The organism is Edwardsiella anguillarum ET080813, from assembly GCF_000264765.2.
Classification (GTDB): Bacteria; Pseudomonadota; Gammaproteobacteria; order Enterobacterales; family Enterobacteriaceae; genus Edwardsiella; species Edwardsiella anguillarum.
Genome location: NZ_CP006664.1, coordinates 210,934 through 236,280, shown reverse-complemented (window position 1 = coordinate 236,280; position 25,347 = coordinate 210,934). Strand labels below are relative to the sequence as shown.

Here is a 25,347-nt window from a genome sequence, read left to right as displayed (position 1 = left end):
ACTTTTATTAACCGAACAGGGTATACAGGATTGCAGAGATGGCAATCAGGCCCATGATAACAACGAACACGTTGCTGATATGGCCGCTGTACTTACGCATGGCCGGTACCTTGTTGATGGCATACATCGGCATCAGGAACAGGATCATGGCGATAACCGGGCCACCCAGGGTTTCGATCATACCCAGGATTGACGGGTTCAGGGTGGCGACGATCCAGGTGGTGATCAGCATGAACAGCGCGGTGATTTTGTTCAGCTTGCCAATTTCGATGCTCTTACCGCGGCCACGCAGTGACTTGATCACCAGACCGTTGAAGCCTTCACGGGCGCCCAGGTAGTGGCCCAGGAAAGATTTGGTGATGGCAACGAACGCAATGATCGGCGCAGCGAAGGCGATAACCGGCGTATTAAAGTGGTTGGCCAGGTAAGACAGAATAGAGATGTTCTGCGCTTTGGCTTCCGCCAGGTCGGCTGGAGACAGGCTCAGCACGCAGCTGAACACGAAGAACATGACGGTCAGCACCATCATGATGTGAGCGTAGCTGAGGATCTGGGAGCACTTCTTCTCAGCCAGCTCATCGCCGTACTCTTCACGCTTGGCCACGGCAAAGGCAGAGATGATCGGTGAGTGGTTGAAAGAGAAGACCATTACCGGGATAGCCAGCCACAGGGTCATCCATAGGCCGCTGCCGGAGGCAGAGCTGGCGATGGCGGCGCTGTCAAAGATAGCGGCGTTCCAGTTCGGGATCAGGTACAGGGCCAGCATCATCAGCACTGCAACGAACGGGTATACCAGGATGCTCATCACCTTCACGATCAGGTGCTCACCGAAGCGAACGATGGTCATCAGGCCCAGGATCAGCACCAGGGACAGGATGATACGCGGCGGTGCAGTCATCCCCAGCTGGTGAGTGATGAAGCTTTCCACGGTATTGGTGATCGCCACACTGTATACCAGGCAGATCGGGTAGATGGCGAAGAAGTACAGCAGCGTGATCAGCTTACCTGCGCCAATGCCGAAGTGTTCTTCAACCACTTCAGTGATGTCTTCGCCCGGGTTTTTGCCGGACAGCACGAAACGGGTCAGACCGCGGTGTGCAAAGAAGGTCATGGGGAACGCCAGGATCGCCATGATGATCAGCGGAATCAGACCGCCGACGCCGGCGTTGATCGGCAGGAACAGAACGCCCGCGCCGATAGCCGTACCGTACAGGCCCAACATCCACATAGTATCTGACTTACGCCAGGCACTCTTGGAACCGGAGGTAGAAGCAATAGTACCAGTCTGAGTGGTGTCCATAGGGTCTCCAAATTGAACACATTTGTTCTGATCGGTCTGCCCGCCCACGGGCCGACAGACACTCAATCAGGGAACTGAGTGAGTTAATAATTCCTAATGAAAAAAACGAAAAAAGTTTAATCCGTTAAATAAAGTTGCTGCGCGAAAAAGAGTACAAACAGTAACCGGTCGCTGTTTGATTTAAACAGCGAACCGATTGAATCCGTTCACAAAACAACTTTTCTTGTTGGTGTGCTACAGCATTTTTCGGGCGCAAAGATATATTTTTACAGTTTAAACGTCCGTGATCAGGCTCTCAAATACAATATTCATTTATTTTTTACCGTCATTTGCCGAATTTTTGGTCAAAAGAAAAACATAAACTTAACAAACGAAACTGTGCTTTTTAACACCTGGAGTGTAATAAGTAAATATTTGTATATATTATGTCATAACTGATTTTATGACGTCGTCCTCAACTCAATCGCGTTCAGGTGAAATAACTCTTATAGGGTACGCTCTATTTATGTTTTTAATTCTTTGTTTTTAAAAGATTTGTTCTTTGATGGTCAATTTATTTAAATCCCGGTGAATTATTAACCTAGGTGACTGAAAATAGAGCAACCGTTATCGTTGATCCAAATAAAGGAATAATAGGAAAAACCGAACATGGATTATTTAATATTATGTATGATGATTTAAATTGCTGTCTGGAAAGCAGTTCACATTTTTAAAATAGAAATGCTAAGGCGATATTTCACACAGCGGTGGCGATTATTTAACCGCGATAGCCATGATGGGGGAGAGGCGGCGGCGGATGAGGTGGGGGATGGAAGGGGAGTAATCCCTACGCCGGCAGGTGTGGACGGCCAGCTCCGCCGACACCGCGCCGACGGAGGGAGACGCCGCCGCGTACGGCGGCGAAAGAGACCTCAGTACAGCAACTGAACCTTATGGGCGTTAAGGTACGTTTTCAGCTCACCGCGCGGCGCCTGATCGGCGATCAGCGCGCTGAAGTTCTCCAGCGGCGCGATCCAGGCGCTGCGGACTTCGCCAAACTTGCTGGCGTCGGCGATCAGCAGCGTGCGGTTTGCCCGCATCATCGCTTTGCGCTTCATCGCGATTTCGTCCAGGTTGTAACAGGTGGCCCCCTGCTGTACGGAGATGCCAGCCGCAGAGATAAAGGCCAGCGTTGGACACAGGTTGTCCAGCTCGCTGACGCCATCGCTGGTGGCAAAAATAGCGCTGTCCGGGTTAAACAGGCCGCCGCACAGGATCACCCTGCAGTGGGGCTTGCTCTGAAGGGCCATAAAGGTATTGAGTGAATAGCAGACGCCGGTAAAGTGCCGCTGCTCATCAATCGCATCAATAATAAAGGGAACCGTGGTGCCGCAGTCAAAAAACACCACGTCATCCTCCTGTACCTGCTGGGCGGCCAGGGCGCCGATGTGGCGCTTCTCTTTGACCCGTCGCTCCTGCTGATCGCTGACAAAATAGCGAACGCTCTGATGGATCTTGGGATCGAGCACGACGTAGCCACCCAGCAACACCACGTCGCTGTTCTGGGCCGCCAGATCGCGGCGTACCGTCATTTCAGAGACATTAAGTAATTCGGCCGCATCTTTCAGGTGCAGCTTATCGGTGCGTTTCAGTGCCTGGGACAGGCGGTTGATACGATCGTAACGCCGGGCTTCCATAATCTCTCTCGTTAAATGATTCCGTGAATGGCGTGCGGCGGGTCATCGTGCGGGCCGCAGGAATATGCAGCACAAGGCATACCGGCCACCCTGGCGATGCCTGATATCGATAGACGCCTTGGTGGAGGGATCAGGCATTTTGCTACGTCCGAACAGCACGGTGGCGACAGACGCAGACAGTGTTAATTCCTCTACATGATACGCCGAATTTTGATGATTACGTGACATTTTTATCCGTCACAGGCTGACGGCATAGACGGTTAGGGCGAGAGAGGGCGGCGCCAACGCCGCGATGGCATGCGCGCCCGGTATCGAGTCAGCGCATGCGGGAGGCGCCGCGGCGTTATTCAGGGTTGAACCCAGCCGCGCCGGATGGCGTAGCCGAAGATCTGTCGGTACAGGCGCAGCAGCGCGCCGTACAGCGTATCACCGTAGCGTGGCCACAGCATTTGAACCAGTCCACAGCTGGCTAGCGCGACCAAAAAGGCTCCGATCATATCCAGCGGCCAGTGTACGCCGAGGTAGATGCGAGACCAGGCGATCGCGAGGCCACAGAGCATCAGCGCGCAGCCGAATCCCCTGCGCGGTGACCAGAAAAGAAACGCCAGCGCAAAGCTGAAGATGGCGCAGCCGTGATCGCTGGGATACGAGTTATCAGGCGCATGGGGCAGGAACTGGTGACCGAGCCCTATGCTGAATGGGCGGGGATGGGGCAGGATCCCGCCGATGATTTGGGCCAGCAGCAGCGTTACGATCAGCGCCAGCGTCGCTTGGCTGATCAGGCGGCGTCGTGCGGCGATCTGCCCGGCGGGTCCCCAGAGCCAGCCGCCGATGATCGTCAGCGGGATCAGCAGGATCAGATCCCGCGCGATAAAACGGGCCAGCGCAATCAGCGCGCCGGAGGAGTGCGGTGTGGCGTTGATCCACAGAAACAGGGTGTGGTTAAACTCTTCCATTAACACAGGCTCAATTAACAACGGAACAGAAGGGCATGACGCCCGCTCTCGCCAGCAACAGGCGAACGCCAGACTATAGAAGGAAGCGTTCGTTTGCGCCAATGCGAGTGTGTCGCGGTTGTCGCCGGGTTTAACTCGATAGCCTAGCCTGCAAGGCTTAAGGGAACCTTATGCTCTCTGCCGTGCATATCGATCTTTCCGTCTCGTATCGGTCGTTAAAATAATTGTTGTGGGAGCATCGGTTGAAAAGGCGACGAGTCGGTGATTTATCGCAGCGGGCTGCGCATCGTGACGCTTCATTGACCATAGAGGCCACAGAACCGATGTGCGGCAGCGCGACATTATTCATGCGCCAGACGATGTCGCGACGCGTCAGCGCCGGGATGCTCGGAGTCAATCATATTCAGTCCGGCAGCGCGCCGCCCCCTGACATGTCAGGCTGAAAAGAGCCCGTTCATCGACGTTTTCCCGTGGGGAGGATGAGACGGCTGCCGATGTCGATAATGCGAGCGCAGTCATGGGCCGCTGCGCGATGACGTCGTCTCGATTTAACCTATTCACGTCAGGAGAATGGTAAAAAAAGACAGGCGCGGCAATCTCGACAAGTGATGCCGGCGTCGGAGCGTCGACAGCAACGCTCTGCATCACGGGCGTAGGTGGCGAAACCAGAACCAAAATCATCGACGTTTTCCCCCGGCTGCCCAGAGTATAAATGGGGGGATCATCGGCGCTGGCAGGCATAAGGCAGGGGATGCCATTAAAGAGTCCGGCAAGGTGAGCGGATCGCGGCGCCAATCGACCGCGTTGATAAGCGAGAGTGTCGCCATGGCGTCACGGATTAACCGTGGGAGCGTCGCGGTCATCTCGGTGGCACGGAGCAAGGTTGGACAGAGCTCGCCCGGGGGCGTTCTCTGCCGCTAAGCCCTCCGACGAGTCACGGATTGGCTATGGCAACGGAGTCATCTTCTGCTGGTATCCCTATGTCACATTGACCGGCAACGCATCGCCCGGTGTGTTCTGGATCGCCTTACCTGCTCTGGCAACAGAGTTACCGATGAAAGGCGCTGACGCGTTTATTGTTACATCGTCTCCAGTGTCAGGCTAAGCAGGGGGAGGGGGCTGGTCCCTATGGCGTGTCGGGTGCCATATCGTTAATAGACAGCCTGGCGATGGCGATCCGCGCGCTATGCTGACAGGATCTCCCGGGTAATGACGCCTTCAGCGCAGAGATGCACAGTAGCGCGTCCTGGATCATCGACCTTCAGCGCATCCCCGGCAGCCGCATAGCTGCGATGTCTGATTTAGGTAAAAATCCAAAAATAACATTTCAGGAATTTACTTCTTTTATTCTCTTTTTTGTAAAACATGCCTACATCCTGAGGCTTCTTCACCTGATGCCTGGTCATAAGATCGGCATCACTCGCCAAAATTTTAGTCGTTTCATCCAGAAATATGGTATTGCGATTGAGTTGTATTTCTTTTCTGGCGTTGGTTTAAGAGTGTTTTTTTACCGGTGTAAAGCGCGCTTTTGAATGATATTTAATCGGCATTAGATGTATTTTAGAAGCCATATTATTTTTTCTGCTCGAGATATTTTTATCGTAATTAGAGAGATTGGAACTCAGAGGACAGAGGTCATACGTCATATTTATACAATGAACTTGTATATATCTATTGGAAGTGATTTCTTTAGTTATGATGTCGCTGTTTATACATTTTTATAAAAGTATTATGTAATTTATCTAAAGCTAAATAATTTTTTTATTTTTAATTTTATAAAAAAGTATTTGTTTTATGTCGCGCTTTGCTTTCTTAATGCTCGCTTCACCTGTTTTTTTGATATATATCAGCAGATAATTCTGCTGTGAGGTTCGTTTTTAGATAAAAAGATCAAGTAAAAAGCTTTTACCAAAACAAAAATGTGTTTATGCTGAGTTCAGCCGAAGATATGTAACAAGAAATCTTTATGATTGTTTGATCATTATTCAAACAATGATCCATATGTATAGGCATCATCGCTGTGGTGGTTATTAACTGTATGTTCTGTAAAGAATAATCAGCGCTCATTGGTCAGCGTCGGTGAGTGACTGAGAGTGTGCTATGCAATAATCTAACGCAATAACATATTATCTATTGATATATAAGGAATGAGTATAATGAAAACGTTGTTTTTTAAAGCAGCTGGAGCTATGACCATCGCACTGGTAACGTTTGGTAGCCAAGCTGCGAGTGGGCAAGGGGTTGTGAATTTTAGTGGTACTGTAATTACCGCGCCATGTGGTATTGCTCCGGAATCTGCCGATCAATCGATTGATTTTGGTCAGATCTCGAAGAGCCATCTTGAGGCGGGTGGCATTTCCGTGAAGAAGAATATTGATATTAAACTGGTTGGTTGCGATGCGACCGCGCTGGCTCAGACGGGTAGTGCCAAGGTAACATTTACTGGCGTTACTATTACCGGCGCGCCTACCGAGTTAGGAACGACGGGCTCAACGGGTACGGCCATTGTTATTTCTAGTGAGGATGGCAGCTTAGTCTCATTTGGTAATGCTGGATCTGCACAAAAACTGAAGGTTGGCGATAATATTCTGCGTTATTCTGCATGGGTTAAAAGTGCTACGGGTGGTACATTGGCTGAGGGTGACTTTGCATCCGTGGCTAACTTTAATATTACCTACCAATAATGTTTTTTAGCTATCAGGCGGCGATATCGCTGCCTGATAGCTACCTCGATAGATATGGCATTATTTATTATGAAAAGAGCGATTGTATTCTTAGGTTTTATCCTGAGCTGTATTAATGCTCAAGCCGGTACATCCGCTGTCTTTCCGGCGCCAGGAATGTCATTGCCAGAGTATTGGGGAGAACGCGATGTATGGTGGCATGGACGAGCCCACTTCTCGGGTCAAGTTATTGCTCCTGCCTGTAGCCTGGCGATGGAGGATACGTATCAGGCTATCTATATGGGGGATACGCCTGTTCGAGAGCTACAGGATACGTTTAGCGGTCCAGAAAAAAAATTTCGTTTGCGCTTACGCAACTGTGAGCTAGCTGGCAGCGGTAGTAACATATTTATCGGTAGTAGGATTCGGGTAACGTTTAGCGGACGGGAAGGTGAGAGTCGCGATAAGTTTTCTGTCATCGGTCAGGCGCAGGGTATTAATTTACAGATAGCGGATAGTAGTGGATATCTGGCTAAATCTGGTGAGGTGATGCATCCTATGTTATTAAATGGAAATGAGCAAAGCTTGGATTATACATTGCGCCTGGTTCGAAATGGAAAGCCATTGCAGGCTGGGGACTATTATGCTGTGTTAAGGTTTAAGGTTGATTACGAATAAAAATAAGGGGATTTTTACAATTATATTTTATCTTGTAAATTAAATTTAAATCATAATCCGCTTTAATTTAGCGAGTCCATTTGTCTGCCGAATATCAGTGTAATGAGTGAATGATGAAAAATAATAAGCAGTTCACGATTAGTAAAATTGCGGTATCCGTTTTGCTGTCACTTTGGGCAGGAAGCGCTTACGCCGTGGATTTTAATACTGATGTATTAGATGCAGCAGATAAGAAAAATATTGATTTTTCAAGATTTTCTCAAGCCGGATACATCATGCCTGGGCAGTACCAGATGCAGGTTATGGTTAATGGACAAGCGATTAGTCCTTCATCACTGCCAGTCTCTTTTTTGGATCAAACAGGTCCGGCTCCGCGAAATGGCGAACAAGCTTTACCGCAGGCCTGCCTGACACCACAGATGGTGACGTTGATAGGGTTGACCGCGTCTTCTCTGGAGAAAGTGACTTACTGGGATGATGGAAAGTGTGCAGATTTAACTGCGCTAAAAGGCGTTACGCTTCGCCCTGATTTATCCAATGGTATTTTGGCGATTAATATGCCACAGGCTTGGATGGAGTACTCGGATGCCTCCTGGCTGCCGCCATCGCGTTGGGATAACGGAATCCCTGGCTTATTGCTGGATTACAATATTAGCGCTACGGCCAATAATCCTCATCAGGGGAGACAATCCCAGTCAGTCAACTATAACGGTACCATAGGGGCAAACTTAGCCTCGTGGCGTATGCGCGCTGACTATCAGGGTGCAGTGAATCATATTTCAGGCAGCGGCCAGGGCAGCGATACCCAGTTTGATTGGAACCGCTTCTATATGTATCGGGCGATTCCACGCTGGCGTGCTAAGTTGACATTGGGCGAGAATTATACCAATTCAGATATCTTCAACGCCTGGCGCTATCTTGGTACTAGCCTCGAAAGCGATGATCGCATGCTACCGCCGAAACTGCGTGGATATGCGCCGCAGATCTCGGGCATCGCAGATACCAATGCCCGGGTAGTTGTATCCCAGCAAGGACGTATTTTATATGACTCTACGGTTCCTGCGGGTCCGTTTACTATCCAGGACTTAGACAGCTCTGTACGTGGGCGTTTAAATGTAGAGATTATTGAGCAGAATGGCCAGAAGAAAACGTTTCAGGTTGATACGGCATCTGTACCTTATCTGACGCGTCCAGGTCAAATTCGCTACAAGTTATTCTCAGGTCGTTCTCGCAATGGTAATCATACGACGGAAGGCCCGCTGTTTATGGCAGGAGAGGCTTCATGGGGGATCAATAATACCTGGTCACTCTATGGTGGGGCAGTAGCTGCCGGGGAATATAATGCTTTGGCCCTGGGGGCTGGTCGCGATTTATACCAGCTGGGTACTCTCGCGGTGGATGTTACTCAATCCGTGGCCAACCTGCCTGGGATTGGTACCAAGCAAGGGAAGTCTTGGCGGCTGAGTTACTCTAAACGCTTTGATGAAGCTAATGCAGATATCACTTTCGCCGGTTATCGATTCTCCGAGCGAAATTATATGACGATGGAGCAATATCTCGATGCTCGCTATAGAAATAACTTGCGTGGTCGAGAGAAGGAGCTGTATACCGTTTCTTTGAATAAATCTTTTGATGATTGGAATACCTCTATTGGGGTGCAATACAGTTATCAAACATATTGGGATCAACGCTCGTCAGATAACTATTCAGTATCTTTGAATAATTACTTTGATGTCTTCGGGATTAAAAATATATCTGCAGGTATTTCTGCGTCACGCGCTAGATACTCTCGTAACAGTGATATTCCTGGGGCGAATGATGCTTATAATGATTCTATTTTTATGCGCCTTTCTATTCCATGGAATAACGGTACTGTCAGCTATAGTGGTAACATGAGTGCTGGCCGATATACTCAGACCGCAGGTTATAGTGACTCCCTCAATGGGGGACTGGACAGTTACAACGTGAGTGCCGGTTTGAGTACTGGAGATAATCAGGGGAATCAGGGGCAGGTCAGTGGCTATTATAATCACAGCAGTCCGTTGGCTAATTTATCTGCCAATTTCTCAACGCTACAGCGTGGTTATACTTCCTTTGGGTTAAATGCTTCAGGCGGTGCGACATTAACGACGAAAGGGATCGCGCTGCATGCCGGGGGCGTGAATGGTGGCACCCGACTATTAGTCGATACCGATGGTATTGGTGGGGTGCCCATAGACGGCGGACGCGTGTTTACCAACCGCTGGGGGATTGGGGTTGTTACGGATGTGAATAGCTATTACAGAAATACGACATCTGTTGACTTAAATAAATTGCCGGAGGATATGGAGGCAACTCGCTCAGTTGTTGAGTCGGTATTGACTGAGGGGGCAATTGGTTATCGTAAGTTTGAAGTGCTAAAAGGTGCGCGTTTATTTGTTGTATTGCGTTTGGCTGATAATACGGTGCCGCCTTTTGGTGCCAGTGTCACTAATGCACAAGGGCGTGAACTTGGCATGGTTGGCGATGCCGGCTTGGCATGGCTAAGCGGCGTTGTCGCTGGAGAGAAAATTAATGTTGGATGGGGTGAACAGGTTCATTGTGTTAGTCAGGTACCTGAGAAAATTAAGTCTGAACAACAATTATTATTGCCTTGTCGGGTGCCGGGAGAAATAAAATAAGAGGCAGTTTTTCACTGCATGCCTCATTTTAAATAAAACACACAGCATTCGATTTTTCTTAAGAGCAGATACCAGTTTCCATAAATATAGGAATCAAATTAACATATGTTTAAATTAAGTCGCGCGATGAATAAAACGGTAATGGTGATAGCGTGTCTTAGCTTTTCTCCGTTGTCACAGGCTGCAATATCTCTAGATCGAACCAGAGCCATTTTTAATGGCGGTGAACGCTCGATGACGCTTAATATTGCTAATGACAATAAACAGTTGCCATATTTGGCTCAAGCTTGGTTGGAGAATGATAAACAAGAGAAGATCACGACAGGACCGCTTATTGTTACGCCGCCAGTACAGCGTTTGGAACCCGGTGCTAAAAGTATGGTGCGAATAGCATCAACAGCGGAAATTAGCAGTTTACCGCAGGATCGGGAGTCTTTATTCTACTTTAACTTGCGCGAGATTCCACCAAGAAGTGAAAAGGCAAATGTGTTGCAGATAGCCTTACAGACTAAAATAAAACTGTTTTATCGGCCTAAGGCGATAGCTACTCAGCCCAATGCAGTCTGGCAGGATCAACTGGTCTTAAATAAGGTTTCAGGTGGTTACCTTATTGATAATCCATCGCCATATTATGTGACAGTTATTGGTCTTGGCGCTAATGCAAAACAGGCGCAGGATGGCGACTTTGAAGCGGTAATGCTGGCACCAAAATCATCACGGACGGTAAAGTCAGGTAGCTATACAACTCCTTATTTGAGTTATATCAATGATTATGGTGGTCGTCCTGTTTTGCAGTTTGTATGTACGGGTGATCGCTGCAGTGCGCTGAAGAAATAGTCATAGCAGTAGTAATGGAGAGAGTAGCCAATGAAAAAAGTGACAATAGCTTTAGCTGCCGTTGCCATGCTACTGACGCTCAGTATGAATCGGGTACTACATGCAGATGAAGTAGTTACGCATAATGATTTTTTTATACCGGATGAGTCACGTCATCAATGGATCAATGAGCAAAATGGGCGAACGGGAGAATTGATCGTCTATGGTGCGTTACTCTCTTCGCCCTGTGTACTGGCAACGAATGAGGTGATACTGCCATTAAACCGCGTGGCGCAAGGTCTAACAGAGCGTTATCCCCTAGTGCTAAATTTGCTGGGATGCGGCGAGGGTGGAGGCGTTGTCTCAGCAGGGTCTGTTGCAGGAGTAAACTCCACGCTGGTATTACACAGTGCGCTGTTGAGCGGAGACGATGGTAATGCATGGTCCCCTGAGCTACAGACAATAGGAAAGGGGCGCATATGGATGCACGGTGGTGCCAATCAGCTAACCTATTTTTTGACTATTACACAGCGACAGGCTTTGACCCATACAAGAGAAGCATTGCTGACATCTAAAACGGGTAGTCAACCTGCGCAGCCTTTTATCAGTCCGCGCGCACCGACAAGGTTAGTACAGTTGAGATTAGATTATGAATAGGCTATCGCAACCGATGCTGCAGATAAAGAGAGTTCGTGGCGTTTTTTATAGTATTAGCATTGTACTGCTCTTAGCTGGGACCGCCCCTGTCAATGCGGTGGATATGAACTTCTCCGGAGAGCTACTGGAGCGTCCGTGTGAAATTAGTCAAGAAAGCTTGGTTCAAGAGGTGGGTTTTTTAACTCGTCCAGTGCGCGATTTTTGGGTCTCTCCTGGAAATGGGCCGGCGACCGGGTTTAGTATAAAATTGATTAACTGTAATACGGCATCTATTGCGCGTGTGGTAAAGCTAAAATTCAGCGGGACGAGAGAACCGAATATGCTGGGTCAAGCAGATTACTTCCTAAGAGTTAATGGAGTTAATCAGGGTAGGCTCGCCATTGGCATATTAGATACGGATGGGAAAATGCTACTGAAGCTTGGTGATGCGCATAACCACCAGCAAGGGAATCGTATTGATGAAAATACAATATTGTTGAATTTTAAGGCTTTTGTCCAGGCGACGCCTGACGCCGTGAGGCAAAAAAACGTTTCTCCTGGTGATTACTCATCCGTAGCAGGGTTTGAACTTTTTTATGAGTAACGTCATTATGTTTTTATCTCATGCCAATAACATTATTTTATGATTTGGCATGTACTTTGTACTTTGTACTTTGTGCTTTAGAGTGTAAGTGTTTAATTGGTTGGGGGCCTTATGAAAAAAATAAAAATATTTTTTTTGCATTTTTTGATGCTCTATAGTTTATCGACTCAAGTCTCTGATGCCGCTTTGCGTGAGGCCGTTGTGTTTTCACCTAGTGTCCCCGTGAATGTTAATCAGTTGGGGCCATATACAATAGATGATACTGCTTCTGTTATTGCTGATTTAAACATACGTGTTAACAATAACGTTCAGATATATGATTGGTCGAGATGTACAGGCGTCGGGGGATTAGAAACTATAAATGGCTATACAAAATGGTATCTTGCCGTAGGTAATATACCGAGTCAGCAAGGATTGTCTTTTTTACCGACTCGAATTTTAAACTCAGCAGGTGCAGTGGGAGGATTCTGGTGGGATATGGGCGCAGTTCCTGCGGTATGGCAGTCTCAGGCTAGTCGTTGTCATGTGCCTGGTGATACATATAACTTTGTACCTCCGTCAGTCAGGTTACAAATAGGCCTTACTATTAATAGAAATACCGCTACTCCGGGGCGCTATGTTGTTTCTCTTCCATTTGGTTATGCCTATGAGGAAAATAAAGGATATCCTGATGGAGCGCCTAAAGGGTTCGACTTGATCAATCTTTTGGATAGGATTTTCAACACAAGAATTGGTTCTGTTCCGGTTATTATTGATGTGGTGTCACGCTGTAATTTTCAAACCTCTGATATTCAGCTGAATCATGGTCAAATGACGCCGGCTTCATCAGAAGGGAATATTACTCGGCCATATAATTTGAATGTAAGCTGTTCATCCGGAACCTCTGTATCGGTATCCATCGTAGGTGCGAATCCTGTATCAGGGAGAACTGAAAACTTTACTCGTTGTGGTAATGGCGGTAGCTGTGAGATAACTTTTAACGGCGGGCGGTATAGAGAAACCATGCAGATTTCTGGCTCTACCAATCTTGCCATTACATCAACGTATCATCCTAATCAAGGGACACCGATAGAGGGAGCATTTAGCGGCAGTGCTGTCTTGTCAATCCTTGTAAATTAGCTAGTGGATGAACTTGTGAGCGCCGTATTTTACTATACGCTGATGCACATTTTTTAAAAATGTTAAACTCACCAGCGTTTTATTTTAAAGCTGCGAGGAAATGATGGATTTTTTCTTTGGCGATATGCAAAAAATAATCACAAGGGTTGTTTTAATATTATTGTTCCCCCAAGTGAGTATCGCCGAAAGTGATAATGGTGCTTCTGCTGTATTATGTTATGCACAACAGTATCTGGAACAGCAAAGTAGCTCTCTCATCGATAAATTAAACGATAAAATAGGTGATGAAGTTGACCATGGATCGGGTAAACAGGGAGAACAATCGATGTTATCCGGTAGAAGTTCTGGATTACTTTCTGCAAATATAGTAAGGCAACAACGACTGATACTAGAGAGGCAGTTAAAGCAGTTACAGCTTGATAAACAGACACAACAAGAGCAGTTGCTAGAGTTATCGAAAAAATTAGAAAGCGCTAACATATTAAAAACTCAGTTAGATAGTTTACAAAATCAGTTAAAGAGTCAGTCTGAGGATTTTCAACAGAAATTAAATACTCTGGCTGATATATCCGCATTAGATAAAATAGAGTTGGTGAAACTGCAACAGGCTATTTCTCGATTTGAATCAGAGGGGATCAAACAGGGTGAGTTAATAGGTGGTCAGAACAGCATAATAAAGCAGGTGGAGAGTGATAATCGAGAATTAAAGGCCTCGTTATCATTGATCGAGAATGAAATGAAAAATGTGCCCACGCTGAATGTAGGATCTTTAGATAAAGAGGATGTTCGGCAAAATTATGCCAGTGGGGTAATGATTGGTCGAGATATCCAAACCTCACAAACTATGCTCGGCATCAACGTTGATAATAGGATATTGTTGGCAGGTGTGCGTGACGCTCTTAATCATCAGGTTAAAATTAACGAAAAGATGCTATCTGACAGCTTGGCAAGTATCGAATCGAATGTAAATAAGATGCGGCTGTCCATGATTAATGTGAATAAAAAGGCCGGGGCCGATTATTTGTCATCGTTTGAGAAACGTAAAGGTGTCCAAAAGGATAAATCTGGATTTTGGTATGTAATAGATCATTCAGGCGACGGAGACCTTATTGGCGATGGGCATTCAGTCGTTGACCTTGTAGTTACTGAGAAGTTAATCGATGGTACGGTTATCGAGGATATGGATGCTAAAGGCAGCGTTATATCTCAACCTCTGGATGAGTATCCGCGATTATTCCAATCGGCACTACGGTTAATGAAAAATCACAGTTCGATGACGTTGGTTGTTCCCTCTGAAATGGCTTATGGCGATGATGGTTATGCACCAAAGGTACCACCAGGCGCGACGATGGTTTATACCTTGCGGGTTGAAAATATAAAGTAATCTATTTTATATTTAATTGTGTGTTGATATTTAAAGATGGCGTTATATTATATCGTGAGGGTCGTGATGAAAAAAATTATTATTAAACGTAGGGTTGTAGGAATGGCGCTTTCCTCACTTTTATTCGTGTCATCGGCGCATGCATTAGATATTAATATACGGGTTAGCGGTGAGATTTATATACCACCATGTGTTATCAACGATAACAACTCTCAAATAAATATTGATTTTGGTAGTGTTTTACTTCCCAACATCGATGGGGTTAATTATGCGAAGAGCAAAACGGTCAATGTTAATTGTGAATATTATCAAGGGCGTCCATATATAAGTGTTATGGGAGCTCAACTTCCTGGCACAGGAGGTAACGTATTACAGACGACGGGGCCCAACGCCGCATCGCTAGGCATTGCGTTGTATCAAGGAAACGGAGTAAATAGTAGCTTTCCATTGAAAATAGGTGCCGGTGAGCAGGGGAAATACGGTTTTCCTATAACTAATGGATTGCAAGGAATCAACACTGGGAGTGGCCAGTTTACATTCACTGCTGTCCCCTATAAATCAAATGGTACGAATTTGGTTGCAGCCCGGTTTAGTGCAACTGCAACGATGAGCATCATTTACTTATAACCAGTTATCTTAATTTAGAAGAGATGCTTTATGAATGAGAATCGTCTATCCGATAGAAAACATATAGATCGGTTTTTATATCCTGGAAAAGTTCCCATCGAACATTTTGAAATGTTAGTTGAATTAAGTGGCATCCGTAGCAAGCGTGTGATAATGGCATTGGAAAGATATTTGGTTGGTGGTGAAAAAAGAAAAACATTATGTGAGACTAATGCGGTAAGCCTCTCCTATTTTTCTGTAAAGCTAAAACAGTTACATAACTGCAGCGTTCTAGTGATGAAATTATGCCCATACTATGATTTTTCCTTAGCGAAAAATAAAAATGACAAATAGTCTTTATGAAGAAAATAACAATATTATGTATGATCACTGCATGTTGTTTTCTATCGGTATGTACCCAAATAGGCTGATTAAACCTGAATCAGTAGTGATAAAGTTAGCGATTGTATAAATTTAGCCGAATACTATTAATGAAAATAATAATGGAATGAAGTCATCGTACGCAATCTAAGCGCGTTGGATGCGCTAAGGTCTGTTGACTGGGCTTAGTATAAGAAGAAAAAGCAGCGATTTGAACTATTGATGAAAAATGCTCCAGTATATTACGGGATTTGTTCTGATATAAATCATCGGACATAACATACAGCATAGGAATTATATCGATGTAAAGCCGATAGGTAGCTTGCTGATGTATCTTCTGGTGTTTCCAAATTTTTAGCAAAAGCATTAAAGATAATCTCCATATATTTCCATGGATGGACTTTTATTTTCAAGAGGTTTTCCGTGAAGGTATTTATTGATGGCTGTAGTTGGATAGAAGTTGAGTCAGTAAAATATCTATTAGATGGGTGTCAGTTTTCTGTTGATTATTATCATGATGGTTGTAATATTAATGCAGATGATGTTTTGATTTTCTGTCTCAGCACGATGCCGACGTTAGGCTGGGCAAGCCAGTTAGGTGTCATTGATGCTTTACTGCGACGCTATGGTTGTCATATTATCGTGCTCCATCCTCAAAGCATCCCATCGCAATCTATTGTTTTGGATAGGCGTATTTTTTCTGTATGCGGTGCTCTCCCTATTCATTTGATTAAGATAGTGATAACCTCAGAAATTGAATTTATTGTGCGTAGAGCATCACTTCATCAAATTCAGCGAGATGACATAAAATGTCAGGAGAATAAAAATCAAATTAAAGAGTTAATGTGTAGCTATAACGCACGCTATCGCTCAAAGCGTTTGGGAATGAAGCTAAAGTCATTCTACGGGCGCAGATTAATGATGGTAAAGTCCTTGGGGTTTAATCATTTGCATCATTTTCGCGTGTTTACCTCAGGGGTTACGATGATTCCGTGACAGTTTTCATCTATAGGTTTTCGTTTTTTAAATCAGTGTAATTCCTCAGTCGCGTGTGGTGCATGTTATGATTGATTTTCCCTATGATATTTGTCAGCGTGAGCTTTTCCTGCTACCGCCTGTTTTAGCTCTGTTTTATTTATTCGGCTAGCCTATAGCTGGGCGCTACGGCTTGCTAATCGTATCTGAGCATAAAATCTCGGCGCATGGTGAAATACGTATGCGCTGAATATATCTAAACGCTCCCGAGTTGGTTTGGTTTTAGCCTGATGTGAGCGCGGGCAGTGGCCGTGTGGCCGGTGCTTGGATTGCCCGTCTTTCGTCGATTGATCGGCGGCCGCTCCTTTTTCATACTGCGTCAATACCCCTCCCCCAGGGACAATGCTACGGCTCGGTAACGCCGTCGCTCTGTCGTTTACTCATCCTGGTGGTTCGGGACGCGCTTCCTTATTGTCCTTATTAGGGTGATGGTCAGTTCGCCCGAATTGATCTTATTGAAAGATAATTGAATGACATTTTTATCGAATGGCGTTTTTAGCGCGGAGAGATGTATGCCTAAGGCACAGGCGGTTCTGTTTGGTTACTCAGAGGATAGATATAGATAATATTTCTTAATGAGTTACAAATGATAGTAATTATAGATAATCATCAACGATAACGAATCTGCCGGAGGCGAGTTGTCCGTATCGCTGCGGTTAATGGTATGCGATGCCATCTGGTACGCTGCTGTCGCCACTTTATCGCCACTTTATCGCCACTTTATCGCCACTTTATCGCCACATCGTACACGCTGCTTGTATAACAACTTGATTATAAAGTGATTTTTCTACAGGCAATAAAAAACCCGATAACCTTGAACCTAAGCGGCGGGATTATCGGGCTCCTCAATATGGGGACGTCAAAGAAAAGCAGTGGCACTAATTCAGACTGACGGCGGCGAGGAAAGTTCAGCCGTCGGTAAAAAAAGTCATGCGTTTTTTTTTACGTCGAGGCGCCGGGGTTAGCCGACCACGCCGGGCCAGACGATGACGATAAGGGTACCGGCCAGCGTCAACAGTACGTTGGCGATGGCGTAGGTCCCCGCGTAGCCCAGGGCCGGAATGTTGCTGCGCGAGGCATCGTTGATGATGTCCATGGCGGGGGCGCAGGTACGGGCCCCCATGATAGCGCCGAACAGCAGCGCGCGGTTCATCCTCAGCACAAAGGCGCCGAAGAGGAAGCAGATCACCACCGGCACCAGGCTGACGATCAGCCCGGCTATCAGCATTTGCCCACCGACTTCACCCAGCCCGTGGCGCATACCGGCACCGGCGCTTAGGCCGACCCCGGCCATAAACACCATCAGGCCAAACTCTTTGACCATATTGAGCGCCCCCTGGGGAATATAGCCAAAGGTGGGGTGGTTGGCGCGCAGGAAGCCCAGCATGATGCCGGCAAACAGCAGGCCGGCGGCGTTGCCGATGCCAAAGGAGAAGCCGGTAAACTGAAAGGTGATCAGGCCGATCATCAGGCCGATGATAAAGAAGGCGCAGAACGCTAGCAGGTCGGTGACCTGGCTGTGAATAGAGATAAACCCGATGCGATCGGCCACGCTCTTGACGCGACGGGCATCGCCGCTGACCTGCAGCACATCGCCTTTATTCAGCACGATGTTATCGTCGATCGGCATTTCTATCTGGCTGCGGATCACCCGGTTTAAGAAGCAGCCGTGGTCGGTCAGCTTAATCTGGCTCAGGCGTTTGCCGACGGCGTTGCTGTTTTTGACGACGATCTCTTCGGTGACGATGCGCATGTCCAGCAGATCGCGGTCGAAGACCTCTTTGCCGTTGCGGAAGCTGGGGTCGAGACGGGCGTGAGCGTCCGGGTAGCCGACCAGGGCTATCTCATCGCCGACCTGCAGCACGGCGTCGCCGTCCGGCGTCGCCAGAATGCCGTTGCGGCGGATCCGTTCTATATAGCAGCCGGTCTGGCTGTATATGCCCAGCTCGCGCAGGTTTTTACCGTCGGCCCAGGCGACCAGCTCGGGACCGACGCGATAGGCGCGGATCACCGGCAGAAAGACTTTGCGCTGCGTGTCGTTATCCAGCCCCCGCTCGCGGGCGATCTGCTGGGCGGAGGTCGGCAGATCCTGGTGCTGCAGCTTGGGCAGATAGCGGGCGCCAAAGATCAGGCTGACTAAGCCGACCAGATAGGTCAGGGCGTACCCTAGGCTGAGGTGATCCTGCAGCTGCCCCAGCTGGGGATTATCGGCCATGGTCTGGCGTAGGGTATCGCCGGCGCCGACCAGCACCGGGGTTGAGGTCATTGAGCCGGCCAGCATGCCAGCGGTCAGGCCGATATCCCAACGGAACAGCTTACCCAGCCCCAGCGCGATGCACAGGGCGCTGGCAACCATCACCAGCGCCAGCATCAGATAGTTTTTACCGTCGCGAAAGAAAATGGAGAAAAAGTTGGGGCCGGCCTCGACGCCGACGCAGAAAATAAACAGCATGAACCCCAGGTTGAGGGCATCGGTGTTCATTGAAAAGTGCTGTTGTCCGAGCAGCAGGGAAACCACCAGCACGCCGATGGAGTTCCCCAGTTGAATGGAGCCAAGGCGCAACTTACCGAGGCAAAGCCCCAGCGCCAGTACCACGAACAGCAGCAGGATATAATTGCCTGTTAACAAACTAGCGACATCAATATTCATGTAGAATAACTTATCGTTAACTATCAGGTTCTTGATATGATTGACTATTAGAGCTAAATTCAACCATAGAATATAAGAGAATTCACCCAAGATGCTGCGTTGGTGAATGGTGGATACCCGCGGGGTATGACCGCCCATTTTAGACGGTTGACAGGCTGACAGCCAGTAAAAAGCCGTTCTCAATTGATGGTTCGTTGTTTTTCTGCGCCGGGGAGTGCTTTGTTCACCGCCGTCGGGCTCGCCGAATAAGGCGCGCCTGTCTCGGGGGGAGCAGATTCAGCGTTTCGCTATAGGGAGGGAGAACATGGCGAACGGACGGCGTTGGTTTACCCTGATACTTTGTTTTTTGATGGTGACGGCACTGTTTTTGCTGTCGCACAGCTATACCCAGGCCAACGGCGGTATCGCCGAGCCGCCGGGCGTACGTCCGGGGCTGCTGCTGTATATGCTGCCGGGGTTTATCCTGTGTCCGCTGGCGCGCCGTCAGCGGGTGCTGACGGTCTTTTGCGGCGCGCTGGCGTCAGCGACGTTTTGCCAACTGCTGCATATGCTGTGGCTGGCCGATGATGAAACGCCGCTGCAACTGCTGCCCTACACTGCCAGCATGGTGTTCTGGTGCGTGTTTGGCGCTCTGCTGTATTGGTTCGCCGCAACGCTGTGCGGTCAGCGGGCGGTGAGATAGCCTAGACCGATTAATCCCTACCGCTCTAGGCGATAGCATCGCAGCAAAATAAAAAACCCGCCGCGGCGGGTTTTTTGCTGTGCAGGCGCGTTATTCGGCCTTATCAAACAGCCCCAGATGCGCTTTGGCATAGGCCTCAAAATCGGTACAGCCGCCGATATGCTGCTGATCGATGAACACCTGCGGAACGGTTTCTACCGGTTTGCCTACGGTCTTGGAGAGATCGTCTTTACTGATGCCTTCTGCATGGATGTCGACGTAGCGGAAGGTGAAGTCGTCGCGCTCGGCGGCCAGTTTTTCAGCCAACTCTTTTGCACGGACACAGTAGGGGCAGCCCGGACGCCCAAAGATTACAGCAAACATGGTAGGACTCCTTAAAGGGATAGAGGCGCCTGCGAATCCAGACCGGGTTCGGTGGGCACTCGGAATTGGGATTACTATGCCTGTTAGCGTCGGCAAAAAGAAGTAGGATTTGCCTGTTACTTTGATAAATTTCATCTATTCAATGACAAGGTTTGGCCGATGGCTGCGCACGCGGTGTCTCCGCCGGTGGGCGGAAAGGGGTAGACTGATCCCGTTACGCCGCCGCGTCAGCCATCGGCGCGGCCTTCCGTTTCAAGCAACTTACCGGGGAGCACTGTTTCGTTATGATGTCGACCATCGATCTGCTGCGCGATCACCGTTCTATCCGCCAGTTTAGCGCCGAGGCGATCGGAGAAGCGCAGCGAGTGTCTATTCTGGAGGCGGCACGGGCCACGTCGTCGTCCAGCTTTCTGCAGTGTACGTCGATTATCCGCATCACCGCGCGCGCTACGTGAACAGCTGGTCGAGTTGGCCGGCGGCCAGCAGTATGTGCTGGACGCCGCCGAGTTCTGGGTGTTCTGCGCAGACTTTCAGCGTCACCATCAGATCTTTCCGCAGGCGGAGCTGGGGTCGGCTGAACAGCTGCTGCTGGGCTGCGTCGACACGGCGCTGATGGCGCAAAATGCGCTGACGGCCGCCGAGTCGCTGGGGCTGGGGGGGGTATTTATTGGCGGAATACGCAACAATATTGAGCAGGTGACGACGCTGCTGGGCTGTCCGCAGCACGTCCTGCCGCTGGTGGGGCTGTGTTTGGGACATCCGGCGCAGCATCCGCAGCAAAAGCCGCGCCTGCCGCTGAGCATTCTGGTGCATGAGAATGGCTACCAGCCGCTGGATCGCGCCGCGCTGGCGCAATACGACGCTCACGTCGCCGCCTATTATGCAACGCGTAGCGATAACGCCCGCCAGGAGAGCTGGAGCGAGCAGATGAGCCGTACTCTGGAGAAGGAGCGGCGTCCCTTTATGCTGGCCTACCTGCAGCGTCAGGGGTGGATCACCCACTGAGCACCGGAGCGCGACGCTCAGCGGGCGCTGAACTGGTTGCTGTCGCGGTAGTAGCGGAAGCCGACGGCGGCCAGGCGTGACTCCAGCTGGGGCTGGGGGATCGCATAGCGGGCGCACAGCGCCTGCAGCGAGTCGCACTCGTCGCGCAGCTTCATATTAATGATGCTCAGCAGCATCAGTGGTTCCATCGTGGCGTAGTGGGATAGCGGCATGGCAGTCTCCTGATGGTTGGCCGGCCGGGGGCTTTTTACCGCGACCTCGGGGCAATTTATTGCCCCTGGGCATGGCTAAAGTGAATAAAGTTCCGTAAGCTATGCCCCCTTTCTGACTGTTTATTATTACCTGATTTATCTTTGTAAGGTAGAGCGCTATGGATCCACTAATCGTCCCCGATCTGGATGTGCTGCGGCACTGGCTGGATCAACTGGGCATCACGTTCTTTGAGTGTGACTCCTGCCAGGCGCTGCATTTACCGCACATGCAGAATTTTGACGGGGTATTCGACGCAAAGGTCGACCTGATCGATAACACCATCCTGTTCACCGCGCTGGCGGAGGCGCGTCCTACGGCGCTGATCGCGCTGGTTGGCGATCTTAGCCAGATTAATGCCAGTACGCTGGGCGTCAAGGCCTTTGTCGATATCCAGGATGACAACTTACCCAAGTTTATTGCCTGTATGTCGCTGAATGTCAGCGTCGGCGTATCCCAAGAGCAGTTTGCCGCCTTTATGCAGCAGGGCGAAGAGCAGATCTCGATGGTGATGATGGAGGCGCGGGCCAACGGTATGCTGTTCCTGGGAGAAGGCGAAGAGGGCGAGGGTGAGTTTAGCGCCGAGAGCGGCGTCAGCGGGCCGGTTATCCACTGAGCTTCATTGCCTAACATATTGACATCGCGTCCGAATCTGCATGGTTGACTTGTGTCATCCGTGCGGAATCCCTATAGTAGAAAGCCCGGTATTTCTCAGGGTTGGATGATATGCTGCAGAGGGTTCAGGCGCTGCCACGCAGCGATGGAAGAGGTTTTGCACCGGTACCGGTCCTGGTCGCCGGAATGGCGATTATCGGCATTCGCCTGGCGGGTGCCGTGCTGCTGCTGGTGACGCTGGGGGGCGCGGGGCTCGCCGATTTTGTCGGCGGCGCCTGGCAGAGCTGGGAGAGCGGTGCGCTGCTGCTGGCCGGTCTGGGGCTGTGGCTGATCGAGCTGGGCTGCGGCGCGGCGGTAATGCGCGGCAGCGCCCGTGGTCGTGGGATCTACCTCGGCTGCCAGCTGCTGGTGACCGGTTATATGCTGTGCTCCTCCCTCGGCGGCTTTCACCCCGAACTCTTCAGCGTGGACGGCGATGACAGCGGCCAAATCGTGCGCGCGCTACTGGGGCAGAAGCTGCCCGATCTGTTGATCCTGGCGCTGCTGTTTATCCCCCTTGCCAGCCGTCGCTACTTCCGGCGGCGGCTGTGATACAATCCTCCGCCCCGACCGTTTCCATTTTCATTTCCATCAAGTGAGTTGCGATGCACTGTGCCCAGTATCAGGCGGACCGCTGTCATTCCTGCCAGTGGCTCTCCATTCCCTATTCCCGTCAGCTGGAGGATAAACAGCGACACCTGGCCGCGCTGCTGAGCGGGCATCCCGTTGCGCAGTGGCTGCCCGCCCAGCCCAGCGCCGAGCAGGCGATGCGCAACAAGGCGAAAATGGTGGTCAGCGGCAGCGTCGAGCGCCCTCTGTTGGGTATGCTGCAGCGCGATGGCAGCGGGGTGGATCTGTGCGATTGTCCGCTGTATCCGGACAGCTTTTCCGCCGTCTTCGCCGCGCTGAAGGCCTTTATTCCCCGCGCCGGCCTGACTCCCTACAGCGTAGCGCGTCGGCGCGGGGAGCTTAAGTACCTGCTGCTTACCGAAAGCCGCCTCAGCGGCGAGATGATGCTGCGCTTTGTGCTGCGTTCGGAGGCCAAGCTGGCGCAGCTGCGTCAGGCGCTGCCGTGGCTACAGGCGCAGCTGCCGCAGCTGGCGGTGATCAGCGTCAATATCCAGCCGGTGCACATGGCCATTCTGGAGGGCGAGCGGGAGATTTTTCTGACGTCGCAGCAGGCGCTGAGCGAGTCTTTTAACGGCGTGCCGCTCTATATCCGTCCGCAGAGCTTCTTTCAGACCAACCCCTCGGTGGCTCAGGCGCTGTACGCGCAGGCGCGCGACTGGGTTCAGGCGCTGGGAGTTACGGAGATGTGGGATCTGTTTTGCGGCGTCGGGGGGTTTGGCCTGCACTGTGCGACTCCGGAGATGACGCTGACCGGCATTGAGATCAGCGCCGAGGCCATCGCCTGCGCCCGCCGTTCCGCGGCCCAGCTGGGGCTCACGCAGGTCAGCTTCGCCGCCCTGGACTCCAGCGCCTTTGCCGACGCGCGCAGCGCGGTGCCGCAGCTGGTGCTGGTGAACCCGCCGCGGCGCGGCATCGGTGCGGCGCTGTGCGACTATCTGAACCGCATGGCGCCGCCCTATATTCTGTACTCCAGCTGCAATGCCCAGAGCATGGTGCAGGATATTGAGCGTCTGGCCGACTACCGGATCGACAAGGTCCGTCTGTTCGATATGTTTCCCCATACCGCGCACTATGAGGTCCTTACGCTGCTGGTGCGCGTATCCGCATAGACCGCCGCACCTGCGGCGATGGACGTCAGGGGCGGTAGGGGATCCCCTCCAGCTCCAGCAGGGCCCGTTTGATGGCCAGTCCGCCGCTGTAGCCGGTCAGGTTGCCACCTTTGCCAAGAATGCGGTGACAGGGGATCAGAATGGCGATCGGGTTGCGCCCGACGGCACCGCCGACTGCCCGCACGGCGCGCGGATTGTCCAGCCGCCGGGCGAGTTCGCCATAATGGCTGCACTGGCCATAGGGAACCTCACTCAGCTGCTGCCATACCCGTCGCTGAAAGGCGGAGCCCTGCGGCGTCAGCGGCAGATCCTGCCAGCAGGGATGCTCTTTGGCGAAGTAGGCATCGAGCAGGGCGCGGGTGCGCCGCAGCAGGGGATGTGTGCCGCATCGGTGCCAGTCGGCGGGGATCACCCGCGCGATCACCTCATTGGGCAGCCATAGCTGGCTCAGGCCGCCGCCATCAGCGGCCATCAGCAGTGGGCCGAGGGGGGAATCATAGTGGTCATAGTCCATAGCATATCCTGAAGCGTGGCGCCGACGGGCGGAGGCAACATGCTAACAAATCGTGCCCGGAGCGCCAATCGGATGCGTTCAGGACGCAGGGAACCACTTGTCGCTGATCTTCTGATAGGTGCCGTTCGCCTTGATGGCGGCCAGCGCCTGATTCAGCTGATCTAGCAGCGCCTGGTTGTCCGGGCGCACCGCGATGCCCAGCCCGATGCCAAAGTATTGCGGATCGGTGACATGCTCGCCGACCGCCGCCAGCTGCGGATTGTTTTTCAGCCACTCATTGACCACCGCGGTATCGCCGAAGACGCCATCAATGCGCCCGTTTTTCAGATCCAGAATCGCATTCTGGTAGCTGTCATAGGCCACCGGCTTGATCTCCGGATGTTTATCCTGCAGGTACTTTTGGTGGGTCGTCCCGTTCTCCATGCCGACCCGCAGCCCCTTCATATCGGCTATCGAGTGATATTTGCCTTTCTGCGCGATGATGATCGCCGAGTTGGCGTAGTAAGGCTGGGTGAACGCCACCTGCTTCTGCCGCTCCGGGGTGATGTCCATGCCGGAGATCACGGCGTCGTAGCGCTTGAACTTCAGCGCCGTGATCAGGCTGTCAAACGCCTGGTTGTTAAAGGTACAGTTCGCCTTCATCTCCTGGCACAGCGCCTTGGCCAGATCGATGTCGAAGCCGACGATGTTGTTGCTGGCATCCAGAGATTCGAACGGCGGGTAGGTGGCCGATGAGGCGAAGCGGATATTCTCTGCCGCCTGGGCGCTGAAACTGCAGGCGACAACGATGGCGCAGGCCAGTAACTTCTTCATGCTTAACTCCTGTACAAGGCTAATCCCGATGGGGAGAGGGCGTCTGTCGATCCCTCTCTGCCTGGGACGCGTGCCGGGAACGATCGGCGCGGCGGCGCAGGCGAGGGGCTGGAGTTGAATGTGCCATTTAGTGAATTATTATGCAATAGATATGGATAAATATA

General features: G+C 50.5%; 24 protein-coding genes and 1 pseudogene. 17 read left to right on the top strand and 8 right to left on the bottom strand.

Going from position 1 to position 25,347, the window contains the following annotated elements; translation table 11 throughout:
- Nucleotides 1–7: 7 nt before the first annotated feature.
- The 3 genes from ETEE_RS01070 to ybjG form a co-directional block, all read right to left on the bottom strand.
- Nucleotides 8–1,300 carry an HAAAP family serine/threonine permease gene (locus ETEE_RS01070; protein ID WP_034162519.1) on the bottom strand — a complete coding sequence of 431 codons (1,293 nt, stop codon included), beginning with the start codon at nucleotides 1,298–1,300 and terminating at the stop codon, nucleotides 8–10.
- Nucleotides 1,301–2,211: 911 nt separating this feature from the next.
- The gene (gene deoR / locus ETEE_RS01065; protein WP_012849091.1) at nucleotides 2,212–2,976 is read right to left on the bottom strand and encodes a DNA-binding transcriptional repressor DeoR; all 765 of its coding nucleotides are present in this window, start codon (nucleotides 2,974–2,976) and stop codon (nucleotides 2,212–2,214) included.
- 347 nt (nucleotides 2,977–3,323) lie between these two features.
- Nucleotides 3,324–3,932 carry an undecaprenyl-diphosphate phosphatase gene (ybjG, locus tag ETEE_RS01060; RefSeq protein ID WP_034162518.1) on the bottom strand — a complete coding sequence of 203 codons (609 nt, stop codon included), beginning with the start codon at nucleotides 3,930–3,932 and terminating at the stop codon, nucleotides 3,324–3,326.
- 1,229 nt (nucleotides 3,933–5,161) lie between these two features.
- Between ybjG and ETEE_RS01055 the strand changes: the two genes are divergently transcribed.
- From ETEE_RS01055 to ETEE_RS21120, 12 genes are all read left to right on the top strand, one after another.
- A complete protein-coding gene (locus ETEE_RS01055) occupies nucleotides 5,162–5,464 on the top strand; it encodes a hypothetical protein (RefSeq protein WP_034162517.1) in 303 nt (100 codons plus the stop codon).
- A gap of 624 nt (nucleotides 5,465–6,088) precedes the next feature.
- Complete coding sequence (locus tag ETEE_RS01050) at nucleotides 6,089–6,616, top strand: fimbrial protein (RefSeq protein WP_012849085.1); 528 nt, start codon at nucleotides 6,089–6,091, stop codon at nucleotides 6,614–6,616.
- A 69-nt stretch (nucleotides 6,617–6,685) separates the two neighbouring features.
- Nucleotides 6,686–7,273: a fimbrial protein gene (locus tag ETEE_RS01045; protein WP_034162714.1), complete on the top strand. Its 588-nt coding sequence runs from the start codon at nucleotides 6,686–6,688 to the stop codon at nucleotides 7,271–7,273.
- A gap of 110 nt (nucleotides 7,274–7,383) precedes the next feature.
- Entirely contained in the window at nucleotides 7,384–9,933 is a 2,550-nt protein-coding gene (locus tag ETEE_RS01040; protein ID WP_370634699.1) for a fimbria/pilus outer membrane usher protein, read from the top strand.
- 105 nt (nucleotides 9,934–10,038) lie between these two features.
- Nucleotides 10,039–10,770: a fimbrial biogenesis chaperone gene (locus ETEE_RS19620; protein WP_071881865.1), complete on the top strand. Its 732-nt coding sequence runs from the start codon at nucleotides 10,039–10,041 to the stop codon at nucleotides 10,768–10,770.
- Nucleotides 10,771–10,800: 30 nt separating this feature from the next.
- Nucleotides 10,801–11,406, top strand: coding sequence for a pilus-assembly fibrillin subunit (locus ETEE_RS19615; protein ID WP_071818526.1), 606 nt, complete (start codon nucleotides 10,801–10,803; stop codon nucleotides 11,404–11,406).
- A gap of 13 nt (nucleotides 11,407–11,419) precedes the next feature.
- Nucleotides 11,420–11,989 (top strand): fimbrial protein, encoded by a 570-nt coding sequence (locus ETEE_RS01035; protein ID WP_071881940.1) that lies wholly within the window; start codon nucleotides 11,420–11,422, stop codon nucleotides 11,987–11,989.
- A gap of 111 nt (nucleotides 11,990–12,100) precedes the next feature.
- Nucleotides 12,101–13,108 carry a hypothetical protein gene (locus ETEE_RS21125; RefSeq protein WP_144242787.1) on the top strand — a complete coding sequence of 336 codons (1,008 nt, stop codon included), beginning with the start codon at nucleotides 12,101–12,103 and terminating at the stop codon, nucleotides 13,106–13,108.
- Between the two features lie 100 nt (nucleotides 13,109–13,208).
- Complete coding sequence (locus ETEE_RS01030) at nucleotides 13,209–14,492, top strand: FKBP-type peptidyl-prolyl cis-trans isomerase N-terminal domain-containing protein (RefSeq protein WP_225865091.1); 1,284 nt, start codon at nucleotides 13,209–13,211, stop codon at nucleotides 14,490–14,492.
- 66 nt (nucleotides 14,493–14,558) lie between these two features.
- Nucleotides 14,559–15,119, top strand: coding sequence for a fimbrial protein (locus tag ETEE_RS19610; RefSeq protein WP_071818555.1), 561 nt, complete (start codon nucleotides 14,559–14,561; stop codon nucleotides 15,117–15,119).
- A gap of 30 nt (nucleotides 15,120–15,149) precedes the next feature.
- Nucleotides 15,150–15,452, top strand: a complete 303-nt coding sequence (locus ETEE_RS19605) for a PapB/FocB family fimbrial expression transcriptional regulator (protein ID WP_012849077.1) — start codon at nucleotides 15,150–15,152, stop codon at nucleotides 15,450–15,452.
- 450 nt (nucleotides 15,453–15,902) lie between these two features.
- Nucleotides 15,903–16,475 (top strand): hypothetical protein, encoded by a 573-nt coding sequence (locus tag ETEE_RS21120; protein WP_144242786.1) that lies wholly within the window; start codon nucleotides 15,903–15,905, stop codon nucleotides 16,473–16,475.
- 1,000 nt (nucleotides 16,476–17,475) lie between these two features.
- Here ETEE_RS21120 and ETEE_RS01025 read toward each other — a convergent pair.
- A complete protein-coding gene (locus tag ETEE_RS01025) occupies nucleotides 17,476–19,164 on the bottom strand; it encodes an aspartate:alanine antiporter (protein WP_015461847.1) in 1,689 nt (562 codons plus the stop codon).
- A 304-nt stretch (nucleotides 19,165–19,468) separates the two neighbouring features.
- Here ETEE_RS01025 and ybjM point away from each other — a divergent pair, with 304 nt between their 5' ends.
- Nucleotides 19,469–19,846, top strand: a complete 378-nt coding sequence (gene ybjM, locus ETEE_RS01020) for an inner membrane protein YbjM (protein ID WP_034162515.1) — start codon at nucleotides 19,469–19,471, stop codon at nucleotides 19,844–19,846.
- Nucleotides 19,847–19,936: 90 nt separating this feature from the next.
- Here ybjM and ETEE_RS01015 read toward each other — a convergent pair whose 3' ends face one another.
- The gene (locus tag ETEE_RS01015) at nucleotides 19,937–20,209 is read right to left on the bottom strand and encodes a GrxA family glutaredoxin (RefSeq protein ID WP_012849071.1); all 273 of its coding nucleotides are present in this window, start codon (nucleotides 20,207–20,209) and stop codon (nucleotides 19,937–19,939) included.
- Nucleotides 20,210–20,493: 284 nt separating this feature from the next.
- Here ETEE_RS01015 and nfsA point away from each other — a divergent pair.
- Nucleotides 20,494–21,214, top strand: a pseudogene (gene nfsA, locus ETEE_RS01010) (oxygen-insensitive NADPH nitroreductase).
- Between the two features lie 17 nt (nucleotides 21,215–21,231).
- On the opposite strand, the gene ETEE_RS01005 reads toward nfsA, so the two are convergent.
- A complete protein-coding gene (locus ETEE_RS01005; protein WP_034162514.1) occupies nucleotides 21,232–21,426 on the bottom strand; it encodes a DUF4250 domain-containing protein in 195 nt (64 codons plus the stop codon).
- Nucleotides 21,427–21,584: 158 nt separating this feature from the next.
- Between ETEE_RS01005 and ETEE_RS01000 the strand changes: the two genes are divergently transcribed.
- From ETEE_RS01000 to rlmC, 3 genes are all read left to right on the top strand, one after another.
- Nucleotides 21,585–22,079, top strand: a complete 495-nt coding sequence (locus ETEE_RS01000) for a type III secretion system chaperone family protein (protein ID WP_034162513.1) — start codon at nucleotides 21,585–21,587, stop codon at nucleotides 22,077–22,079.
- 110 nt (nucleotides 22,080–22,189) lie between these two features.
- Nucleotides 22,190–22,669: a YbjO family protein gene (locus tag ETEE_RS00995; protein ID WP_034162711.1), complete on the top strand. Its 480-nt coding sequence runs from the start codon at nucleotides 22,190–22,192 to the stop codon at nucleotides 22,667–22,669.
- 53 nt (nucleotides 22,670–22,722) lie between these two features.
- Nucleotides 22,723–23,856 carry a 23S rRNA (uracil(747)-C(5))-methyltransferase RlmC gene (gene rlmC, locus ETEE_RS00990; RefSeq protein ID WP_034162512.1) on the top strand — a complete coding sequence of 378 codons (1,134 nt, stop codon included), beginning with the start codon at nucleotides 22,723–22,725 and terminating at the stop codon, nucleotides 23,854–23,856.
- A 25-nt stretch (nucleotides 23,857–23,881) separates the two neighbouring features.
- On the opposite strand, the gene ETEE_RS00985 is transcribed toward rlmC, so the two are convergent.
- Both ETEE_RS00985 and ETEE_RS00980 read right to left on the bottom strand, forming a co-directional pair.
- The gene (locus ETEE_RS00985) at nucleotides 23,882–24,370 is read right to left on the bottom strand and encodes a methylated-DNA--[protein]-cysteine S-methyltransferase (RefSeq protein ID WP_034162511.1); all 489 of its coding nucleotides are present in this window, start codon (nucleotides 24,368–24,370) and stop codon (nucleotides 23,882–23,884) included.
- Between the two features lie 78 nt (nucleotides 24,371–24,448).
- Entirely contained in the window at nucleotides 24,449–25,183 is a 735-nt protein-coding gene (locus ETEE_RS00980) for an arginine ABC transporter substrate-binding protein (protein ID WP_034162510.1), read from the bottom strand.
- Nucleotides 25,184–25,347: the final 164 nt, after the last annotated feature.

Bases quoted from the DNA above. Each gene is read 5' to 3' on its own strand.
- ETEE_RS19615 (WP_071818526.1), top strand. From the start codon at position 10,801: ATGAAAAAAGTGACAATAGCTTTAGCTGCCGTTGCCATGCTACTGACG.
- ETEE_RS01045 (WP_034162714.1), top strand. From the start codon at position 6,686: ATGAAAAGAGCGATTGTATTCTTAGGTTTTATCCTGAGCTGTATTAAT.
- ETEE_RS01055 (WP_034162517.1), top strand. From the start codon at position 5,162: ATGCACAGTAGCGCGTCCTGGATCATCGACCTTCAGCGCATCCCCGGC.
- ETEE_RS01040 (WP_370634699.1), top strand. From the start codon at position 7,384: ATGATGAAAAATAATAAGCAGTTCACGATTAGTAAAATTGCGGTATCC.
- deoR (WP_012849091.1), bottom strand. From the start codon at position 2,976: ATGGAAGCCCGGCGTTACGATCGTATCAACCGCCTGTCCCAGGCACTG.
- ETEE_RS21125 (WP_144242787.1), top strand. From the start codon at position 12,101: ATGAAAAAAATAAAAATATTTTTTTTGCATTTTTTGATGCTCTATAGT.
- ETEE_RS00995 (WP_034162711.1), top strand. From the start codon at position 22,190: ATGCTGCAGAGGGTTCAGGCGCTGCCACGCAGCGATGGAAGAGGTTTT.
- ETEE_RS19605 (WP_012849077.1), top strand. From the start codon at position 15,150: ATGAATGAGAATCGTCTATCCGATAGAAAACATATAGATCGGTTTTTA.
- rlmC (WP_034162512.1), top strand. From the start codon at position 22,723: ATGCACTGTGCCCAGTATCAGGCGGACCGCTGTCATTCCTGCCAGTGG.
- ETEE_RS00980 (WP_034162510.1), bottom strand. From the start codon at position 25,183: ATGAAGAAGTTACTGGCCTGCGCCATCGTTGTCGCCTGCAGTTTCAGC.
- ybjM (WP_034162515.1), top strand. From the start codon at position 19,469: ATGGCGAACGGACGGCGTTGGTTTACCCTGATACTTTGTTTTTTGATG.
- ETEE_RS01025 (WP_015461847.1), bottom strand. From the start codon at position 19,164: ATGAATATTGATGTCGCTAGTTTGTTAACAGGCAATTATATCCTGCTG.
- ETEE_RS19620 (WP_071881865.1), top strand. From the start codon at position 10,039: ATGTTTAAATTAAGTCGCGCGATGAATAAAACGGTAATGGTGATAGCG.
- ETEE_RS01005 (WP_034162514.1), bottom strand. From the start codon at position 21,426: ATGCCGCTATCCCACTACGCCACGATGGAACCACTGATGCTGCTGAGC.
- ETEE_RS01030 (WP_225865091.1), top strand. From the start codon at position 13,209: ATGATGGATTTTTTCTTTGGCGATATGCAAAAAATAATCACAAGGGTT.
- ybjG (WP_034162518.1), bottom strand. From the start codon at position 3,932: ATGGAAGAGTTTAACCACACCCTGTTTCTGTGGATCAACGCCACACCG.
- ETEE_RS01000 (WP_034162513.1), top strand. From the start codon at position 21,585: ATGGATCCACTAATCGTCCCCGATCTGGATGTGCTGCGGCACTGGCTG.
- ETEE_RS00985 (WP_034162511.1), bottom strand. From the start codon at position 24,370: ATGGACTATGACCACTATGATTCCCCCCTCGGCCCACTGCTGATGGCC.
- ETEE_RS19610 (WP_071818555.1), top strand. From the start codon at position 14,559: ATGAAAAAAATTATTATTAAACGTAGGGTTGTAGGAATGGCGCTTTCC.
- ETEE_RS01070 (WP_034162519.1), bottom strand. From the start codon at position 1,300: ATGGACACCACTCAGACTGGTACTATTGCTTCTACCTCCGGTTCCAAG.
- ETEE_RS01050 (WP_012849085.1), top strand. From the start codon at position 6,089: ATGAAAACGTTGTTTTTTAAAGCAGCTGGAGCTATGACCATCGCACTG.
- ETEE_RS01015 (WP_012849071.1), bottom strand. From the start codon at position 20,209: ATGTTTGCTGTAATCTTTGGGCGTCCGGGCTGCCCCTACTGTGTCCGT.
- ETEE_RS01035 (WP_071881940.1), top strand. From the start codon at position 11,420: ATGCTGCAGATAAAGAGAGTTCGTGGCGTTTTTTATAGTATTAGCATT.